Raw genomic sequence first — 19,734 nt, 5'->3', positions numbered from 1 at the left:
CATGAGCAAACAAATCCGCAATATCGCCATCATCGCCCACGTTGACCATGGCAAAACCACCATGGTTGACCAACTGCTGCGCCAGTCGGGCACCTTCGCCGACCACGAAAAAGTGGTCGACACCGTGATGGACAACAACGCCATCGAACGCGAGCGGGGCATCACCATCCTGGCCAAGAACTGCGCTGTGAGCTGGGAAGGCACCCACATCAACATCGTTGACACCCCGGGCCACGCCGACTTCGGTGGTGAAGTCGAGCGCGCGCTGTCCATGGTCGACGGCGTGGTGCTGTTGATCGACGCGCAAGAAGGCCCGATGCCGCAAACGCGCTTCGTGACCAAGAAGGCGCTGGCCCTGGGCCTCAAGCCCATCGTGGTCGTCAACAAGGTCGACAAGCCCGGTGCCAAGCCCGATGCCGTGGTCAACGCTGCTTTCGACCTGTTCGACAAGCTGGGCGCCACCGACGAGCAACTGGACTTCCCCGTGGTGTACGCCTCGGGCATCAACGGCTGGACTTCGCTGACCGAAGGCGCGCCTGGTGAAAAGTGGGGCGAAGACATGTCTGCCCTGTTTAACACGGTGCTCAAGCACGTGCCCGCTCAATCGGGTGACCCTGCCGCCCCGCTGCAATTGCAGATCTCGGCGCTGGATTTCTCGACCTTCGTGGGCCGCATCGGCGTGGGCCGCATCAGCCAAGGCACGGCCAAGCCGGGCCAGGACGTGGTCGTGATGGAAGGCCCTGAGGGCAAGGCCATCAAGGGCCGCATCAACCAGGTGTTGACTTTCCACGGTCTGGACCGCGTGCAAGTGACCGAAGCCGGTCCCGGCAACATCGTGCTGATCAACGGCATCGAAGACATCAACATCGGCGTGACGGTGACGGACCGGGACAATCCCCAGCCCTTGCCCATGCTCAAGATCGATGAGCCGACGCTGACCATGAACTTCTGCGTGAACAACTCGCCTTTGGCGGGTCGTGAAGGCAAGTACGTGACCAGCCGTCAGATCTGGGACCGCCTGCAGAAAGAGCTGCAACACAACGTGGCCCTGCGCGTGAAGGAAACCGACGAAGACGGTATCTTCGAAGTGATGGGCCGTGGCGAACTGCACTTGACCATCCTGCTGGAAAACATGCGCCGCGAAGGCTTTGAGCTGGCCGTGTCCAAGCCTCGCGTGGTGTTCCGAGAGGTCAATGGCGAGAAGCTCGAACCCATGGAGCTGGTGACCGCCGACGTCGAAGAAATCCACCAAGGTGGCGTGATGCAGGCCCTGGGCCTGCGCAAAGGCGAAATGGTCAACATGGAGCCGGACGGCCGTGGCCGCGTGCGCCTGGAATACCGCATTCCGGCGCGTGGCCTGATCGGCTTCAGCAACGAGTTCATGAACTTGACCCGTGGTTCTGGCCTGATTGCCTCCATTTTCGATGGCTACGAAGCGCACAAGGGCGACATCGGTGGCCGCAAGAACGGCGTGCTGATTTCGATGGACGAAGGTGAAATCTTCACCTACGCCTTGGGCAAGTTGGATGACCGTGGCCGCATGTTCGTCAAGCCGAACGATCCGGTGTACGAAGGCATGATCGTCGGCATCCACAGCCGCGACAATGACCTGGTCGTGAACGCCACCCGCACGAAGCAGTTGACCAACTTCCGCGTCTCGGGCAAGGAAGACGCGATCAAGATCACGCCGCCTATCGACCTGACGCTGGAGTACGGCGTTGACTTCATCGACGATGACGAGCTGGTTGAAATCACGCCCAAGTCGATCCGGGTGCGCAAGCGATTCCTCAAGGAAAGCGATCGCAAGCGCAATCGCAGCGCTTGAGTTCGTTCAGATCCTGATTTGACGCGTTGAGAGGTCGTTCACCATGATTGAAGTTCGCATGGTGGGTTCGGTGGGCGTGATTCGCCTGAACCGGCCCAAGGCGCTCAACGCGCTCAATCTGGAGATGGTCAGGGCACTGACCGAGGTGCTGCGGCGCTGGGAGCATGATCCTGCCGTCGTGGGCATCGTGCTGCGTGGCTCGGCCCGACCGGGCGAGGACGCGGCCAATTTCTGTGCGGGCGGTGACATCCGCTTCATGCACAGCGCAGCTTTGTCGGGCGATTTGCGGCTCGACGATTTCTTCACCGAAGAATACGCACTGGACCACCTGCTGCACCGCTATCACAAGCCCATCGTGGCGTGGATGGAGGGCGTCGTGATGGGTGGCGGCATGGGCCTGGCCCAAGGCGCGCGCCTGCGCGTGGTGACCGATCGTGCCCACCTGGCCATGCCCGAGACGCGCATCGGCCTGTTCCCCGATGTGGCTGGTGGCTACTTTTTGTCGCGTTGCCCGGGCCGGGTGGGCGAATACCTGGGCGTGTGTGGCAAAGGCATCGCTGCGGCCGAGGCCTTGGCCTGGGGCTTGGCGGATGCCTATGCACCAGCCCACGACCTGGATCCCTGGCTGGAATCGCTGGCCCAGAAACCTCCCAGCACCGACGCCGGCTTTTTGCGCCGCGCCCGCGCGATGCTGAGCCTGGCAGATCAGTCAGGCATCAGGCCTTCTGTGCTGTTGGCTGAGCGCGAGCGCATTGACCGCCACTTCGCGCAGAACACCGTCGCCGAGATTTTGTCGTCGCTGGCCACGGATGACAGCGAGTGGGCGCGCCAGACCATCCACCACATGGCGGGCAATTCGCCCCTGATGATGTGCGTGACCCTGGAACAGATTCGCCGTGCACGCGCCATGAGTCTGGCGCAAGTGTTCCGCATGGAGCGCGACATGGTGCGCCATTGCTTCGGTTTGCGCCAAGGGCGCGAGAGTGAAACCGTCGAGGGCATCCGCGCCCTGGCGGTCGACAAGGATCAGCAACCGATGTGGAATCCCATCACCACGTCTGAGGTGAGTGCCGAGATGGTGCAGGCATTTTTTGAAAGCCCTTGGCCACAATGGCAGCACCCCTTGCGCGATCTGCGCTGAAAACAAAACAAGAGATGGACTCGCAACACAGCGCGTGGCGCCTCAGCGTGGCGCCCATGATGGACTGGACGGACCGGCATTGCCGATACTTTCACCGCCAGCTCAGCCGTCACGCGCGCCTGTACACCGAGATGGTGACCACGGGTGCGCTGCTGCATGGCAATGTGCCCCGTCACCTGGATTTCAACGGTGAAGAGCACCCGGTGGCTTTGCAACTGGGTGGCAGCGAGCCTGCAGACCTGGCCGCGTGCGCCAAGCTGGCTCAGCAATGGGGCTATGACGAGGTCAATCTCAACTGCGGGTGCCCCAGCGAACGGGTGCAGCGGGGTGCTTTTGGTGCTTGTCTGATGGCCGAAGCGCCTTTGGTGGCCGATGGCGTCAAGGCCATGCTGGATGCCACGGGTGGTAGCGCGCGTATGCCGATCACGGTCAAGCACCGCATCGGCATCGACCAGGGCGAGAGCTACGATTTTGTCCGCGACTTCGTGGGCACCATTGCGGACGCTGGCTGCGAAGTGTTCATGGTGCATGCCCGCAATGCCTGGCTGAAGGGGCTGAGCCCCAAGGAAAACCGCGAAGTGCCGCCGCTGCGCTACGAATTCGTGCACCAGCTCAAACGCGATTTTCCCCACCTGACGATCGTGCTCAATGGCGGCATCAACGACAACGCGCAGATTGCAGACCAACTCAAGCCCAACGCGGTCTTCGATGGTGTGACGCTCGATGGTGTCATGGTGGGCCGAGCCGCCTATCACCAGCCGTGGATGATGGCCAACTGGGACGCTCTGTTCTATGGCGACGAGTCATTCGGCCACGATCGGCGCCGCGAGGACCTGGAGGCCGCCATGGTGGCGTACTGCGAACGTGAAATCGCGCGCACGCAAGGCATGGAAGGGGCTGCTGTGCGCTGGCCCTCTGTGATTCGGCACATCCTGGGGCTGTACAACGGCCTGCCTGGTGCGCGGCGCTGGCGCCAGGTCTGGTCCGACCATCAACTCAAGGCTTTGTCGCCTTCAGAGGTGATGCGTTTGGCGCATGAACGCCGCTGATTGAACTGATTGAGTAAGGCATGAAAAAAGGCACCCGAAGGTGCCTTTGTCGTGCGGTGTGAAACCGGACTGATGGATCAGGCGACTTCGCCAACCACGGTCACGATCACGTCCACCACCACGTCGGTGTGCAGAGCCACCGACACGCTGTGGTCGCCAATGACCTTCAAAGGACCATTGGGCATGCGCACTTGGGCCTTGACCACATCGTAGCCAGCCTTCTTCAGGCCTTCGGCAACGTCGGCATTGGTGACCGAACCGAACAGGCGGCCGTCAACGCCAGCCTTTTGGCTCACGGTCACGGTCTTGCCGTTCAGGCGGTCGCCCAGGGCTTGTGCAGCAGCGTGCTTGTCGGCTTGAGCCTTTTCGATCTCGGCGCGGCGAGCTTCGAATTCAGCGATGGCCTTGGTCGTGGCACGACGGGCGCGGCCCGAAGGGATCAGGAAATTACGGGCGTAGCCGTCTTTGACCTTGACCACGTCACCCAGGGTACCCAGGTTGACGACTTTTTCGAGGAGGATGATTTGCATGTCGAAAACTCCTTAGACCTTGTGCTGGTCGCTGTAAGGCAGCATGGCCAGGAAGCGAGCACGCTTGATGGCGGTTGTCAGCTGGCGTTGATAGATCGCGCGCGTGCCGGTCAGGCGAGCGGGAATGATCTTGCCGTTTTCGGCGATGAAGTCGCGCAGGGTGTCGACATCCTTGTAGTCGATCTGCTCAACACCGGTGACGGTGAAGCGGCAGAAGCGCTTGCGGCGGAACAGCAACGATTGGGTGTTGCGTTTGCCTTTACGGTCTTTGGAGAACTTACCGTTCTTGGAACGAGGAGCGGGCATTTGATGACCTCTTTAAACAGTGTCGTTGAGTTCGGTGATGTGCAGCAGCACGCCGCGTCCGTTGCGAGGAGCTCCCAGGAAACCAGCCAGCCCAAGGGGCACGCCAATTTCGCATCGGACCAATTGCTCAGCAATCGGGCCTAAGGCCACCGCCTTGATGTCCAGCGCCACCTTGCGGGCTTGCTGGGCTTCGACGACATCCGATTCATGTTTCAGAACCAGGTCGAGGGCGGGTAATCCGGCCGGGGTGTATCTCAGCGCTTTGCGTTCAATGATCTGGGCTGTCAACAGCACACGGTTCATGAGAGCGCGGACGCGATGCCTTGCGGCATCAATCAGGCAGCAGCTTGTTGCTCTTGGTGACTGGCCTTGCGGGCTTCATCACGCTCAACTTGCTTCATCATGATGGACGGGCCGGCCGGAGCCTTGGCGTTCACCACAGTCAGGTGACGCAGCACGGCGTCATTGAACTTGAAGCCGGTCTCGAGTTCAGTCAGGGTTTCGTTGTTCGTCTCGATGTTCAGGCACAGGTAGTGCGCCTTGGCAAGCTTGACGATCTGGTAGGCCAACTGACGGCGGCCCCAGTCTTCGACACGGTGCACTTGGCCGCCGGTGGAAGTGATCAGGGTCTTGTAGCGCTCCAGCATGGCTGGAACTTGCTCGCTTTGATCCGGGTGGATCAGCAGCACGATTTCATAGTGACGCATAAATGCTCCTTATGGATTCCCCGCCCGGCGCCTTGAATGGTCACCGGGAAGGATGGAAGCCGTCGCGAAGCGTCAAACCCGCAAACGGCAAGGGCTGCTCAAAAAGTCTGAGTAGCAAATGGGTAGCCTAAAATTATAGCGCGAATATGCTGAATTGAAAAGGGCGCCCCTGGGGCGCCCTACAGCCTGCCAGCAGGCAAGCTTATTTGCTGGCCAATCGCTGCCAGGTTTCAACCACGGTGTCCGGGTTGAGTGACATCGACACGATGCCTTCGTCGGCCAGCCAGTCAGCGAAATCCGGGTGGTCGCTCGGGCCCTGTCCGCAAATGCCAATGTATTTGCCCTGGGCACGGCAGGCGGCGATGGCGCGCGAGATCATGGCCTTGACGGCCGGATCGCGTTCGTCGAAGTCCTGGGCCAACACTTCCAGGCCGGAATCGCGGTCCAGGCCCAAGGTGAGTTGGGTCAGGTCGTTCGAGCCGATGGACATGCCGTCAAAGTATTCCAGGAACTGGTCGGCCAGGATGGCGTTGCTGGGCACTTCGCACATCATGATGATCTTCAGGCCATCCTTGCCGCCTTGCGATTCGCGCACCAGGCCGTGGTCGGCCAGCATGGTGGTCACTTTTTCGGCCTGCTTCAAAGTGCGCACGAAGGGCACCATGATCTCGACGTTGCTCAGGCCCATGTCATTGCGCACGCGCTTGAGGGCTTCGCACTCCATCGCGAAAGCCTCGCCGAATTCGGCGCTGATGTAGCGCGAGGCGCCACGGAAACCCAGCATGGGGTTTTCTTCTTCCGGCTCGTAGCGGGAACCGCCGATCAGCTTCTTGTACTCGTTGGACTTGAAGTCGGACAGGCGCACGATGACGGGCTTGGGCCAGAAGGCCGCCGCGATGGTGGCGATGCCTTCGGCCAGCTTGTCGACGTAGAAAGCGCGCGGGCTGGCGTGGCCACGGGCGACCGATTCGACGGCCTTCTTCAGGTCATTGTCGACATTGGGGTAGTCCAAGATGGCCTTGGGGTGCACGCCAATGTTGTTGTTGATGATGAACTCAAGGCGGGCCAGGCCCACGCCACTGTTGGGCATCTGGGCGAAGTCGAAGGCCAGTTGGGGGTTGCCCACGTTCATCATGATCTTGATGCCGACGTGGGGCATTTCGCCGCGCGTGACTTCGGTGATCTCGGTTTCCAGCAGACCGTCGTAGATGTGGCCGGTGTCGCCTTCAGAGCAGGCCACGGTGACCAAGGCACCATCCTTGAGCTTTTCGGTCGCGTTGCCGCAGCCGACCACGGCTGGGATGCCCAACTCGCGCGCGATGATGGCGGCGTGGCAGGTGCGTCCGCCACGGTTGGTGACGATGGCGCTGGCGCGCTTCATGACGGGTTCCCAATTGGGGTCGGTCATGTCGGTGACCAGCACGTCGCCGGGCTGCACGGTGTCCATGTCGGCCAACGAATGCACGACACGCACGGGGCCGGTGCCGATCTTCTGACCAATGGCGCGGCCTTCGGCCAGCACGGTGCCGGTGCTCTTGAGCTTGTAGCGCTGCTCGGTCTTGCCTTGCTGCTGGCTCTTCACGGTCTCTGGGCGGGCCTGCAAGATGTAGATCTTGCCGTCGATGCCGTCCTTGCCCCACTCGATGTCCATGGGGCGGCCGTAGTGCTGCTCGATGATGACCGCGTATTTGCCCAGCTCGGTCACGTCTTCGTTACTAAGGCTGTAGCGGTTGCGCAGTTCGTGCGTGGTGTCGATGGTGCGCACCAGCTTGCCGCTGGCGGCTTTCTCTTCAGGCGTGGCGAACTCCATCTTGATCAGCTTGGAGCCCAGGTTGCGGCGGATCACGGCCTGCTTACCGGCCTTCAAGGCGGGCTTGTGCACGTAGAACTCGTCGGGGTTGACGGCGCCCTGAACCACGGTTTCACCCAGGCCATAGCTGGAGGTGATGAAAACCACGTCTTCGAAGCCTGATTCGGTGTCGATGGTGAACATGACGCCCGCAGCGCCCAGGTCGGATCGCACCATGCGTTGCACGCCGGCCGACAAAGCCACCACGTCATGGGCGAAGCCCTTGTGCACGCGGTAGGAGATGGCACGGTCGTTGTACAGCGAGGCGAACACTTCCTTCATCTTGTGGAGGATGTCTTCGATGCCGACCACGTTCAGGAAGGTTTCCTGCTGCCCGGCGAACGATGCGTCGGGAAGGTCTTCTGCTGTGGCGGACGAGCGCACGGCGAAGGAGGCTTGCAGGTTGGCTCCGGCCAGGGTGACGAAGGCATCGCGAATGGCCTGGCCCAGGTCGGCTGGGAAGGGTTGGGCCTCGACCCAGCCACGGATTTCGGCACCCGCTTCGGCCAGGGCGCGGACGTCTTCGGTGTCCAGGGCGGCCAAGCGCTTGCTGATGCGGTCGGTCAGGCCGTCGTGCTTGAGGAATTCACGGAAGGCGTGGGCGGTGGTGGCGAAGCCCGTGGGCACGCGCACGCCATCGGGCAACTGCGAAATCATCTCGCCCAGGCTGGCATTTTTGCCGCCAACGGACTCGACATCGGTCATGCGCAGTTGTTCAAAGGGCACGACCAGGGCGGTCGGCTCAAAGAGGGTAGACATAGACAAAGCTCCAAGATAAAAAACCGGTCTGTGACAGATCCACCCGGGGCCCTGGAATTGTGTTTATGGGGCCTTTAAAGAGATCTGCGCACGAAGTTGATCGGATTGTAGGGCGCAGCCTATGATCCTGGCTTGTTCAAGCTCATTCCAGAGTCCTTGACCCGCGCGTCTTCACGCATTCGGGGGGAGGCGGAGTTGCACCATGTCCGATCGCAGTGTTTTTTTCGTGTCCGATGGCACCGGCATCACCGCCGAAACCCTGGGCAATTCCATCCTGGCCCAGTTTGCGGTCAAGCCGCGCCATGTGCGCCGCCCCTTCATCGACACGGTGGACAAGGCGTTCCAGGTGGTGCGTGAGATCAATGCCGCCAGCGAGCGCGAGGGCAAGCGGGCGGTGGTGTTCACCACCTTGGCCAACGACGATGTGCTCAACATCCTCAAGGCCTGCAACGGCAAGGTCTTCGACATGATCAAGACCTTCGTGGAGCCGCTGGAAGAAGAATTTGGCCTGAAGTCCAACCACCGGGTGGGCCGCTTCAGCGACGCCAGCCAGGACCGCGAGTACAACGACCGCATCGACGCCATCAATTTCACGCTGGAGCACGATGACGGCCAGTCGGGGCGCAACCTGGCGACCTCGGACGTGGTGCTGGTGGGCGTGAGCCGCAGTGGCAAGACGCCGACCTCCTTGTACCTGGCGATGCAGCACGGCATCAAGGCGGCCAATGTGCCCCTGATCCCGGAAGACTTCGAGCGTGGCTTTTTGCCGACCATGCTCAAGCCACACAAGAAGAAATGCTTCGGCCTGACGATTGACCCCGTGCGCCTGTCCCAAATCCGCAATGAACGCCGACCAGGCAGCAAGTACGCCAGCCTGGAGAACTGCCGCCAGGAGGTCAATCAGGCCGAGGCCATGATGCGCCGCGAGGGCATCGCCTGGTTGTCGTCCACCCACAAATCGATCGAAGAAATCGCCACCACGATTCTTCGAGACCTTCGCCCTGACCGTTTGATCTACTGATGCCTGAATTCGAAGACTCGCGCCCCTTTGCCGAGACCAATGCCTTGAAGCCTTTCATCAGCACCGACGATGATTCGATGTCGATGCAGTTCGACCTGAAGCTGATCCAGAGCCGCATGCGCCTGGATGACCCGATCGCGCTGGACCTGCAGTACACGCGGGCCATGATGGCGTTTTTGATGCTGAACCCCGAGCCCCGCTCGATCCTGATGGTCGGGCTGGGTGGTGGCTCGCTGGCCAAGTACTGCCATGCCCACCTGCCGCAGGCGGACATCACGGTGGTGGAGATCAATCCCCATGTGATCGAAGTGCGTGATGCCTTCAAGGTACCGCCTGACAGCGATCGTTTTCGCGTGGTGTGCGGTGATGGCGCGGACTTCATCGCGAAGACCCCGCGGGGTACGCATGACCTGATCATGATTGATGGCTTCAACTACGATGGCCAGCCCGAAACGCTGGTGTCCGTCGATTTTTACAAGAGCTGCCGCAAGGCCCTGGCCGAGTCCGGCATCCTGGTGGTCAACTTGCAGGACATCGAGCCGGAATGCACCAAGCTGGTCGGACGCATCTGGCAGGTCTTTGGCGAGCCGGTGATGGCGCTGGACATCGAGTGCGGTGGCAACCGCATCGTGGTGGCCAGCACCGATGAGGTGTTCCGCGACTGCGCGGGCAGCTTTGGCAAGCGCTGGGCGGAACTGTCGGCCGAACACAAGGAAACGCTGCGCTTCACCACCGCGTCGATCGAGTACGAACTCGAACCTTGGCATGCTGCTAAAAAAATTCCCAAAGTGCACAAGCCTAAAAAAAGCGCTCGCTGACAGTCTTGGATGCCGGGGGCACCCTGTTCAGGGGGTGAAGAGGGTATGTGCGGGGCGCGGAGCGTTGCATGGTCTTCGTAAAGTGGGGATCGGAATCCACAACCACGAGGACAAGCCATGTTGACCCCCGCTTCCATCAAATCGCGCGCCCTGTTCAAGACCCGACTGCTGGGCGCCGCCGTGTTGTCGCTGGTCGTCGGCCTGGCCCAGGCCCAGGTGCATGGACCCGATCCCACGGTGCAATCGCTGGAGGCGGCGGCTGGCCCTTACAAGGTGAGCAGCGCGGTGGTGAGCGCGCCCAGTGGCTATGGCGCGGGCACGGTTTTTTATCCCACGGTCCGCACGGAAGGGCAATTTGGCCTGGTGGTGCTGGCCCCGGGTTTCCTGGCGGTGCAGGGCTACTACAAATGGTTGGCCGAGCGTGTGGCCTCCCATGGTTTCGTGGTGGTGACGGTCAATTTCAACAGCACCTTCGACCAGCCTGATTCGCGTGGCACGCAGATGGCCAAGGCGCTGCAGCAGGTGGTGGCGCTGAGCAAGACCGCCACCTCGCCTTACTCCGGTGTGACCGACACCAATCGCCAGGCGGCCATGGGCCATTCCATGGGCGGGGGCGGCACCTTGGTGGTGGCCCGCGACAACCCGTCGCTGAAGGCGGCGGTGGCGCTGGCACCCTGGCACACGACCAAGACGTGGTCGACGGTCCAGGTGCCGACGCTGATCATCTCTGACGAGAAAGATTTCATTGCCACCAACAGCGCGCATTCCAACCCCTTCTATGCCAGCTTCAATGCCGCCTTGCCCAGCGCGAAGATCGAACTGGCCGGGGCCGACCACCTGTGCGGCATCCAGATCAGCGCCGAGAAGTGCAAGACCTCACTGGCGAAGTATTCGGTGGCTTGGCTCAAGCGTTTCGTGGACGGGGACACCCGCTACACGCCGTTCGTGAAGAGCAAGGCGGCGGACATGTCGGCCTTCGACACCCGCGGTCAGTACTGAGCTGGAGGCACGCTGCCATGCGCACGTTGACGCGAATCATCTTCACCCTGGCGGCATGCCTGTTCATGGCTGTTCCTGTGCATGCGGACCCGGCGCCGCATGGCCCTGACCCGACGGCCTCCTTGCTTGAGGCCAAGCAAGGGCCTTTTGCGGTGGCCAACACCAAGGTGGCCTCGCCTTCTGGCTATGGCGCCGCCACGGTGACCTATCCCACGGCGAAGTCCGATGGGCCCTATGGCCTGGTGGTGCTGGCGCCAGGCTTTTTGCTGGCGCAGGGCTACTACAGCTGGCTGGCCGAGCGGGTGGCCTCGCATGGTTTTGTGGTGGTCAACTTGAGCACCAACAGCATTTTTGATTCGCCCGACGTGCGCGCGCCTCAACTGGCCAGTGCGCTCAAGCAGGTGCTGGCCTTGAGCCAGACGGCTACCTCGCCCTATTCGGGCCTGGTTAATCCAGACCGTCTGGCCTTGATGGGCCACTCGGCTGGCGGTGGCGCGGCCTTGACGGCGGCTTTGAGCAACCCTGGCTTGAAGGCGGTGGTGGGTCTGACCCTGGCAGTGGGGACCCAAAAGGAGTTTTCGCAACTCCAGGTGCCCGCCTTGGTGCTGGCCGCCGAGAAGGATGTGATCGCGCCCAACGCGACCTATTCGATGCCGGTCTTTCAAAGTCTGAGCGCGGCTTTGCCGAGTGCCTACATCGAGATCGCCGGAGCAGATCACCTGACGCCGACCATCCTGGAAGGCAGCCGCATGCGGGCCGTGCTGGGTCGCTACACCATCGCGTGGCTCAAGCGCTTCGTGGATGAGGACCGGCGTTACACGCCGTTCACCCAGGGGAGCCGCCCGGAGTTGTCAAAGTACTTGTCGCACGGCGCTTGGTGACGGTCCTCCTCCGTCACCAGTTTCTCAAGCGTAGTCGCTGACCGGCACGCACGAGCAGAACAGGTTGCGGTCGCCGTAGACGTTGTCCACGCGGCCCACTGGCACCCAGTACTTTTGCTTGAGCAGGCTGGCCACGGGGTAGGCCGCCACTTCGCGGCTGTAGGCGTGGGTCCACTCGCCCTTGAGCAGCGAGGCCGCCGTGTGCGGCGCGTTGCTCAGTGGGTTGTCGTCACGCGGCCACAGGCCTTGCTCGACCTGGCGGATCTCTTGGCGGATGGCGATCATGGCATCGCAAAAGCGGTCCAGCTCGAACTGCGATTCGCTTTCGGTGGGCTCGACCATCAAGGTGCCCGCCACGGGGAAGCTCAGCGTGGGCGCGTGGAAGCCGTAGTCGATCAGGCGCTTGGCCACGTCTTCGGCGCTGACGCCGCTGGTGTCTTTCAAAGGGCGCAGGTCGAGGATGCACTCGTGGGCCACGCCACCACCCTTGATGGCCGGGTTGCCGCCGCTGAAGTGGATGTCGTAGTGATCGGCCAGGCGGGCGGCCACGTAGTTGGCGTTGAGGATGGCGATCTCGGTGGCGTCTTTCAGGCCATCGGGGCCCATCATGCGCACGTACATCCAACTGATGGGCAGCACGGCGGCGTTGCCCAAGGGCGCGGCCGAGACGGCGCCCACTTGTTGCTCGGTGCCGATGCCGGCGGAGCGGTGCGCGGGCAGGTAGGGCACCAGGTCTTCGACCACGCAGACGGGGCCGACGCCCGGGCCGCCACCGCCGTGGGGGATGCAGAAGGTCTTGTGCAGGTTGAGGTGGCTCACGTCGCCACCGAACTCGCCAGGCGCGGCCAGGCCGACCAGGGCGTTCATGTTGGCGCCGTCCACGTAGACACGGCCGCCGTGCTGGTGCACCAGCGCGCACAACTCTTTCACGCGGGTTTCGAACACGCCGTAGGTGGACGGGTAGGTGATCATCACGGCGGCCAGCTTGGCGCTGTGTTGTTCGCACTTGGCGCGCAGGTCGTCCAGGTCGACGTTGCCATCGGCATCGCACTTGGTGACGACCACTTTCATGCCCACCATCTGCGCGCTGGCGGGGTTGGTGCCGTGGGCGCTTTCAGGGATCAGGCAGATGTCGCGGTGGCCTTCGCCACGGGCATCGTGGTAGGCCTTGATGACCAAGAGGCCGGCGTACTCGCCTTGCGATCCAGCGTTGGGCTGCAGGCTGATGCCCGCGTAGCCCGTGGCCTGGCACAACCAGGCGCGCAGTTGCTCGTCCAACAGGGCATAGCCTTGCAACTGGTCTTGCGGCGCGAAGGGGTGGATGTTGGCGAACTCGGGCCAGGTGATGGGGATCATCTCGCTGGTAGCGTTCAGCTTCATGGTGCACGAACCCAGCGGGATCATGGTGCGGTCCAGCGCCAGGTCCTTGTCGGCCAAGCCGCGCAGGTAGCGCAGCATCTCGGTCTCGGAGTGGTGCGTGTTGAAGACCGGGTGCGTCATGAACTCGCTGGTGCGGCGCAAGGCATGGGGGATGGTCAGGGCCACGCCGGATTCAAACGCGGCGAGCGACGGCAGGGACTTGTTGCCGCCGAACACGGTCCACAGCTCGATGATGTCGTCGCGGGTGGCGGTTTCGTCCAGCGAGATGGTCAGGCTGTCCTGGCTGGCCATGCGCACATTGATGCCGACTTTTTGCGCAGCGGCCACGAGGGCATCGCGGTCGCCTTCGGCCAGCACCTGGATGGTGTCGAAATAGGTGGTGTGCACGACCGTGCGGCCCAGAGCCTTGAGGCCTTCAGCCAGGATGGCGGCATAGCTGGCCACGCGCAAGGCGATGCGCTTGAGGCCTTCGGGGCCGTGATAGACCGCGTACATGCTGGCCACCACGGCGGGCAGCACCTGCGCTGTGCAGATGTTGGAGGTGGCTTTTTCGCGGCGGATGTGCTGTTCGCGGGTTTGCAGGGCCAGGCGGTAGGCGGTGTTGCCGTGTGTGTCCACGCTGACGCCGACCAGGCGGCCGGGCATCGAGCGTTTGTAGTCATCGCGCGTGGCCATGTAGGCGGCGTGCGGGCCGCCATTGCCCATGGGCATGCCGAAGCGCTGCGTGTTGCCCACGGCGATGTCGGCACCCAATTCACCGGGCGACACCAGCAGCGTCAGGGCCAGCAGGTCGGCGGCGACGATGGCCAGCGCGCCCTTGGCGTGCAGCGCGTCGATCAGCGGCTTCAGGTCGCGGACCTGACCGTTGACGCCGGGATACTGCATCAACGCAGCGAAGCAGTCATTGGTTTCCAGGTGCTCGGCCAGCTTGGCGGCGTGCACCACATCGACCGTGATGTCCAGGGGCTTGGCGCGCGTTTGGATCACTTCCAGCGTTTGCGGCAGCACGTCGTGGCAGACCACGAAGCGGGTGCTCTTGGACTTGCCAGCGCGGGCGGCCAAGGTCATGGCTTCAGCGGCCGAGGTCGCCTCGTCCAGCATCGACGAGTTGGCGATGGCCATGCCCGTCAGGTCGCACACCATGGTCTGAAAGTTGACCAGCGCTTCCATGCGGCCTTGAGAGATCTCGGCCTGGTAGGGCGTGTAGGCCGTGTACCAGGCGGGGTTCTCGAGGATGTTGCGCAGGATGACGCCCGGCGTCAGGGTGCCGTAGTAGCCCTGGCCGATGAAGTTGCGCATCAGGCGGTTCTTGCTGGCGATGCGTTTCAGGTCGGCCAAGGCCTGCGCTTCGCTCAAGGCGGCCGGCAGTTCCATGGGCGCGGGGCGCTTGATCGACGCGGGCACAATGCCGTCGATCAAGGCCTGGCGCGAGGCCACGCCCACCACGCTGAGCATGTGCGCTTGCTCGGCATCCCGAGGGCCCAGGTGTCGGGCTTGGAATTCACGGGCGTTTTCCAGTTCAGCGAGGGTGGGGGTGTGGGTCAGCATGGTCGGGCTTGGCAGGGGCGGGGGTACAGCGGGAACGGCGCGGGCTTTGGAAAAGAAGCGATCAGGCGTTCTTGACCAGGTCGTCGTAGGTGGTCTTGTCCATCAGGGCATCCAGCTCTGACGGGTTGGACAGCTTGACTTTGAAGAACCAGCCGGCGCCCAGCGGATCGGTGTTGGCCAGCGAAGGGTCGTCGCGCAAGGCTTCATTGACTTCGGTGATCTCGCCCGTGACGGGCATGTAGACGTCGGCGGCGGCTTTGACGGACTCGACCACGCCGGCCACATCCTGGGGCTTGAAGCTGGTGCCAACGGCGGGCAGGTCCACGTAGACCACGTCGCCCAGCGCGTCTTGCGCATGAATGGTGATGCCGACGATGGCGGTGCCGTCAGCTTCGATTTGCAGCCATTCGTGGTCGGGGGTGTACTTGATGGTCATGGTCGGATCCTTGATCAAAAAAAGAGGGATGACTATTTCAGCCGCGGTAGTAACCGTTGGGCACGAAGGGCAGGGTGGTCACGGTCATGGGCACGCGCTTGTCGCGCACCAGGGCGAACACTGGCGTGCCAATGGCCGCGTGGGTGGTCGAGACGTAAGCCAGGGCGATGGGCTGGTTGATGCTGGGGCCGGGCGAGCCGCTGGTGACGATGCCCAAAGGCGTGCCGTCTTCAGCCATGACTTGCGCGCCTTCGCGCACGGGCACGCGTTCGCTGCCGATCAGGCCGACGCGCTTGCGTTGCACGCCTTGGGCCAGTTGCTCGTCGATGACGCGGGCTCCGGGGTAACCGCCAGCGCGCGCGCCACCAGCGCGGCGCACCTTCTGGATCGCCCAGGTCAGGGCGCCTTCGACGGGCGAGGTATCAGTGCTGATGTCGTGGCCGTACAGGCACAGGCCGGCTTCCAGGCGCAGGCTGTCGCGGGCGCCCAGGCCGATGGGTTTGACCTCGGGTTGGGCCAGCAGTGCACGGGCCAGAGCTTCGGCTTGGGCGTCGGGCACCGAGATTTCGAAGCCGTCTTCGCCGGTGTAACCGGAGCGTGTCACAAAACACTCGGCGCCATTGAGCACAAAGTGGCCGCCGGTCATGAAGGTGAGTTTTTGCACGTCGGCGTTCAGGCGGGCCAGGGCGGTCACGGCTTGAGGGCCTTGCAGCGCGAGCAGGGCCTGGTCGGGCAGGGGCTGCACGGTGCAGCGCTGGCCGATGTGGGCTTGCAAGTGGGCGATGTCCTGCACCTTGCAGGCGGCGTTCACGATCACGAAGATGTCGTCCTGGCGGCGGGTGACCATCAGGTCGTCCAGGATACCGCCAGTGTCGTTGGTGAACAGGGCGTAGCGCTGCTTGAACACGGGCAGGTCGATGATGTCCACGGGCACCAGGGTTTCAAGCGCCTTGTCGGCATCCGGGCCCTTGAGCAGCAACTGGCCCATGTGCGAGACGTCGAACAGGCCCGCGTCGGCGCGCGTGTGCTTGTGCTCGGTCATCAGGCCGGTGGGGTATTGCACCGGCATGTCGTAGCCCCCGAAGGGCACCATCTTGGCGCCGAGTTCGACGTGCAGGGCGTGGAGGGGCGTTTTGAGCAGGTCTGCAGACATGAGCGTGCCTGACCGCCAGGCCAGGAAGAGGGCATTGACATGGTTCCAGGGGGTGTTTTGCCGTCAAGCAAAACGCCGTCCCGGTGCTGCCCTCGCTGTCCGCTTTACCTGAGAGATTGACCCGTCGCCACGGCATGACCATGGCGGTGCGGGCTTGCCCCTTCGGTGGACCGGCTCATCAGGTTTTGCAACCGTGATCACCAGCCTCTCTCCAGTGAGGATCACCTTGTGAACAAGGTGTTTGCCAGTCCTTTTGCCTGAGCGTTCGAATGGCAAGCCACCCTGCGCCTTCGGCGACCCGTCGTGCTTGCCTTGCAACGCGCACACGGGTTCTCTCCTAGCAGCGCAAATTGTATGCGAGGAAGTGGGCGGCGTGGCCCCTTTGAAACAGGGTGCCTGATGGACTTGGGGGACTTGGCACGATGTTTGTGTGTTGGTGCTAAAACCGGGTTTCTGCCCTTCAACCACACCCAATCAATCTCAACACGGCATGGTCACCAAGGCACCCGCGCGCAAAAGCGCCACTCCCACCCCCACCAAAAACAGCCCCGCCAACCGCAACGCGCCTTTGCTGCGCGACATTCGCCTTTTGGGCCGAATCCTGGGCGATGTGATCCGAGAGCAGGATGGGCGCGACGCCTACGAGCTGATCGAACGCATCCGCCAATTGGCCGTGGCCTATCGGGCTCGCCGGGACGACGCGGCCGGCAAGGACCTGGACCGATTGCTCAAGAACCTGTCAGCCGACCAAAGCGTGTCGGTGATCCGGGCCTTCAGCTATTTTTCGCACTTGGCCAACATGGCGGAAGACCGCCACCAGGTGCGCCAGCGGGAGACCTCGGTCAAGGCCGCCACAGAGGGCTCCTTGTCCGCCTGCTTCCAGCGCCTGACGGACCAGGGCGTGCGCACCGACGACATCGCCGCCTTGCTCAAGAGGGCCTATTTGTCGCCCGTGCTCACGGCCCACCCGACCGAGGTGCAGCGCAAATCCATCCTGGACGCCGAACGCGCGGTAGCTGAACTGATCGCCCGGCTGGACAAAGCCGACGATGAGGAGCGCCAGGAGATTGAGCCTGCCCTGCGCGCCCGGGTCACCCAGCTCTGGCAGACGCGCATGCTGCGCTTCACCAAGCTCACGGTGGCCGACGAGATCGAGAATGCGCTGAGCTACTACCAGAGCACTTTTTTGCGCGAGATCCCTCGCCTTTACGCGCAACTGGAGCGTGCCTTGCCGGGGCGCGAAGTAGCGTCCTTCCTGCGCATGGGCCAATGGATTGGCGGCGACCGCGACGGCAATCCGAACGTGACCGCCCAGACCTTGCAATTGGCCATGTCGCGCCAGGCCGAGGTGGCCTTGCGCCACTACCTGGTCGAGGTGCACCAGTTGGGAGCCGAGTTGTCGATGTCGGGGCGCCTGGTCGGCATTTCGCCCGAAATGGCCATGCTGGCCGACCGTTCGCCCGACCTCAACCCGCACCGGTCTGACGAACCTTACCGGCGGGCCTTGACCGGCGTCTACGCTCGCTTGGCCGCCACGCTGGAAGACTTGACCGGCACCAAAGCCCTGCGACACGCGGTGGCGCCGCAGGATGCCTACCTCAGTGCCGACGAGTTTCTGGCCGATTTGCGCGCGGTGGATGGCTCCCTGCGCCAGCACCACGCTGCCGTTCTGGCGGACCTGCGAGTCAAGCCCTTGATCCGGGCTGTGCAGGTGTTTGGCTTCCACCTCGCGACCCTGGATTTGCGCCAAAGCTCGGACCAGCACGAGTTGGTCATCGCTGAGTTGCTGGCCACTGCCAAGGTGGAGCCCCACTACGCCAAGCTGAGTGAGGAGGCCAAGCAGGCCCTGATGCGCCAGTTGCTGTGCGAGGCACGGCCGCTGCGCGTGCAGGGTGCGACCTACAGCGACCTGGCCAAGGGCGAGTTGGCCATCTTCGAGGCGGCCGCCACGGCTCGCAGGCGTTACGGCCCGCAGGCACTGATTCACTACATCATCTCGCACACAGAAACCGTGAGCGACCTGCTGGAAGTGCTGCTGCTGCAAAAGGAGTGCGGCTTGATGCACGGCACCCTGGACGACGCCGATTCGCGGGCCGAGCTGATCGTGGTGCCGCTGTTTGAGACCATCGCCGACCTGCGCCATGCCACCGACATCATGCGTGGCTTCTACGCGGTGCCCGGCATCGCTGACCTGGTCAAGCGATCAGGTGGCGAGCAAGACATCATGCTGGGCTACAGCGACAGCAACAAGGATGGCGGTTTCTTCACCAGCAATTGGGAGCTGTACCGCGCCGAGATCTCCCTGGTCGCTTTGTTCAACGATTTGCGCGCGAGCCATGGCATCGGCCTGCGCCTGTTCCATGGCCGTGGCGGCACGGTGGGTCGCGGTGGTGGCCCCACGCACCAGGCCATCCTGGCGCAGCCACCGGGCACGGTCAATGGTCAGATCCGCCTGACGGAGCAGGGTGAAGTGATCGCGTCCAAATACGCTCACCCCGAGATCGGGCGGCGCAATCTGGAGACGCTGGTGTCGGCCATGCTGGAGGCCAGTTTGATCCAGCCCAGCAAGCCCGTGCCCAGCACCTTTTTGCAGACGGCCGATGTGATCTCGCAGGCCAGCATGGCCGCCTACCGCAAGCTGGTCTACGAGACACCCGGTTTCACCGAGTACTTTTTCGCGGCGACCCCGATCCGCGAGATCGCCGAGCTGAACATTGGCTCGCGCCCGGCCTCGCGAAAATCCACCCGCCGCATCGAAGACCTCCGTGCCATCCCTTGGGGATTCTCATGGGGGCAATGCCGCGTGGCCTTGCCAGGTTGGTTCGGCATGGGTTCGGCCATCGAGGCTTTTTTGAGCGCGCCCGGCACCGAGCGCAAGGCGCAGTTGGCCTTGTTGCAGCGCATGCACAAGCAATGGCCTTTCTTTGGCACCCTGCTGTCCAACATGGACATGGTGCTGGCCAAGAGCGATCTGGGGATTGCCCAGCGCTACGTTGCCCTGGTGGAAGACAAGCGCCTGGGCAAGAAGATCATGACCGCCATCAAGGCCGAATGGGACCTGACCAACCAGGCCCTCAACCTGATCACGGGCACGAAGGCCCGCCTGGCGGCCCAGCCTGAACTGGCCGACTTTTTGGCTTACCGCTTTCCGTATGTCGACCCGCTCAACCACTTGCAGGTGGAGCTGATGCGCCGCCACCGCAAGGCGCAAGACACGCGCGCCTCGGAGGTGGAGGGCGAGACCGTGGCCGAGCGGGTGCAGCGTGGCATTCACCTGTCGATCAACGGGGTGGCTGCCGGGCTGCGCAACACCGGTTGAGGTTTGACGAAAA

General features: G+C 63.0%; 16 protein-coding genes and 2 riboswitches. Of the genes, 8 read left to right on the top strand and 8 right to left on the bottom strand.

Annotated features, from left to right (window positions below; genetic code table 11):
- The first annotated feature begins 1 nt into the window (after position 1).
- The 3 genes from typA to dusA are packed head-to-tail and all read left to right on the top strand — an operon-like array spanning position 2 to position 4,015.
- Positions 2-1,825, top strand: coding sequence for a translational GTPase TypA (gene typA, locus PSV38_RS19210; protein WP_300550366.1), 1,824 nt, complete (start codon positions 2-4; stop codon positions 1,823-1,825).
- A gap of 43 nt (positions 1,826-1,868) precedes the next feature.
- Positions 1,869-2,966: an enoyl-CoA hydratase/isomerase family protein gene (locus tag PSV38_RS19205; RefSeq protein ID WP_300550364.1), complete on the top strand. Its 1,098-nt coding sequence runs from the start codon at positions 1,869-1,871 to the stop codon at positions 2,964-2,966.
- Between the two features lie 14 nt (positions 2,967-2,980).
- The gene (dusA, locus tag PSV38_RS19200) at positions 2,981-4,015 is read left to right on the top strand and encodes a tRNA dihydrouridine(20/20a) synthase DusA (RefSeq protein ID WP_300550362.1); all 1,035 of its coding nucleotides are present in this window, start codon (positions 2,981-2,983) and stop codon (positions 4,013-4,015) included.
- Between the two features lie 77 nt (positions 4,016-4,092).
- On the opposite strand, the gene rplI is transcribed toward dusA, so the two are convergent.
- The 5 genes from rplI to ppsA form a co-directional block, all read right to left on the bottom strand.
- The gene (rplI, locus tag PSV38_RS19195) at positions 4,093-4,545 is read right to left on the bottom strand and encodes a 50S ribosomal protein L9 (protein WP_300550361.1); all 453 of its coding nucleotides are present in this window, start codon (positions 4,543-4,545) and stop codon (positions 4,093-4,095) included.
- Positions 4,546-4,557: 12 nt separating this feature from the next.
- A complete protein-coding gene (rpsR, locus tag PSV38_RS19190) occupies positions 4,558-4,851 on the bottom strand; it encodes a 30S ribosomal protein S18 (RefSeq protein WP_230182552.1) in 294 nt (97 codons plus the stop codon).
- A gap of 12 nt (positions 4,852-4,863) precedes the next feature.
- A complete protein-coding gene (priB, locus tag PSV38_RS19185) occupies positions 4,864-5,145 on the bottom strand; it encodes a primosomal replication protein N (RefSeq protein ID WP_366526673.1) in 282 nt (93 codons plus the stop codon).
- Between the two features lie 41 nt (positions 5,146-5,186).
- Entirely contained in the window at positions 5,187-5,558 is a 372-nt protein-coding gene (gene rpsF / locus PSV38_RS19180) for a 30S ribosomal protein S6 (protein ID WP_300550357.1), read from the bottom strand.
- 202 nt (positions 5,559-5,760) lie between these two features.
- Complete coding sequence (gene ppsA, locus PSV38_RS19175) at positions 5,761-8,166, bottom strand: phosphoenolpyruvate synthase (RefSeq protein ID WP_300550355.1); 2,406 nt, start codon at positions 8,164-8,166, stop codon at positions 5,761-5,763.
- A gap of 202 nt (positions 8,167-8,368) precedes the next feature.
- Here ppsA and PSV38_RS19170 point away from each other — a divergent pair, with 202 nt between their 5' ends.
- The 4 genes from PSV38_RS19170 to PSV38_RS19155 all read left to right on the top strand — a co-directional run bounded on the left by PSV38_RS19170 (position 8,369) and on the right by PSV38_RS19155 (position 11,885).
- On the top strand, positions 8,369-9,187 hold the full coding sequence (locus tag PSV38_RS19170) for a pyruvate, water dikinase regulatory protein (protein ID WP_300550354.1): 819 nt from the start codon (positions 8,369-8,371) through the stop codon (positions 9,185-9,187).
- Positions 9,187-10,005 (top strand): fused MFS/spermidine synthase, encoded by an 819-nt coding sequence (locus tag PSV38_RS19165; protein ID WP_300550352.1) that lies wholly within the window; start codon positions 9,187-9,189, stop codon positions 10,003-10,005. Before PSV38_RS19170 ends, PSV38_RS19165 begins: the two co-directional genes overlap by 1 nt.
- Before the next feature lie 117 nt (positions 10,006-10,122).
- Positions 10,123-11,004 (top strand): dienelactone hydrolase family protein, encoded by an 882-nt coding sequence (locus tag PSV38_RS19160; RefSeq protein ID WP_300550350.1) that lies wholly within the window; start codon positions 10,123-10,125, stop codon positions 11,002-11,004.
- A gap of 17 nt (positions 11,005-11,021) precedes the next feature.
- Positions 11,022-11,885, top strand: a complete 864-nt coding sequence (locus tag PSV38_RS19155; RefSeq protein WP_300550349.1) for a hypothetical protein — start codon at positions 11,022-11,024, stop codon at positions 11,883-11,885.
- 24 nt (positions 11,886-11,909) lie between these two features.
- Here the strand turns inward: PSV38_RS19155 and gcvP are convergent, their stop codons facing one another.
- The 3 genes from gcvP to gcvT all read right to left on the bottom strand — a co-directional run bounded on the left by gcvP (position 11,910) and on the right by gcvT (position 16,402).
- Positions 11,910-14,813, bottom strand: a complete 2,904-nt coding sequence (gene gcvP, locus PSV38_RS19150; RefSeq protein ID WP_300550347.1) for an aminomethyl-transferring glycine dehydrogenase — start codon at positions 14,811-14,813, stop codon at positions 11,910-11,912.
- Between the two features lie 61 nt (positions 14,814-14,874).
- A complete protein-coding gene (gcvH, locus tag PSV38_RS19145) occupies positions 14,875-15,249 on the bottom strand; it encodes a glycine cleavage system protein GcvH (RefSeq protein ID WP_300550345.1) in 375 nt (124 codons plus the stop codon).
- 37 nt (positions 15,250-15,286) lie between these two features.
- Complete coding sequence (gene gcvT, locus PSV38_RS19140) at positions 15,287-16,402, bottom strand: glycine cleavage system aminomethyltransferase GcvT (RefSeq protein ID WP_300550343.1); 1,116 nt, start codon at positions 16,400-16,402, stop codon at positions 15,287-15,289.
- A gap of 85 nt (positions 16,403-16,487) precedes the next feature.
- Positions 16,488-16,627, bottom strand: a riboswitch (glycine riboswitch).
- A 10-nt stretch (positions 16,628-16,637) separates the two neighbouring features.
- A riboswitch (glycine riboswitch) is annotated at positions 16,638-16,752 on the bottom strand.
- Positions 16,753-16,892: 140 nt separating this feature from the next.
- Here gcvT and ppc point away from each other — a divergent pair.
- A complete protein-coding gene (gene ppc / locus PSV38_RS19135) occupies positions 16,893-19,721 on the top strand; it encodes a phosphoenolpyruvate carboxylase (RefSeq protein ID WP_300550341.1) in 2,829 nt (942 codons plus the stop codon).
- Positions 19,722-19,734: the final 13 nt, after the last annotated feature.

Origin of the sequence: Aquabacterium sp. (genome assembly GCF_029946005.1) — a bacterium.
Classification (GTDB): Bacteria; Pseudomonadota; Gammaproteobacteria; order Burkholderiales; family Burkholderiaceae_C; genus Aquabacterium.
Note: the sequence above shows the minus strand (reverse complement) of the source record. Positions and strands in the feature narration are given on the sequence as shown.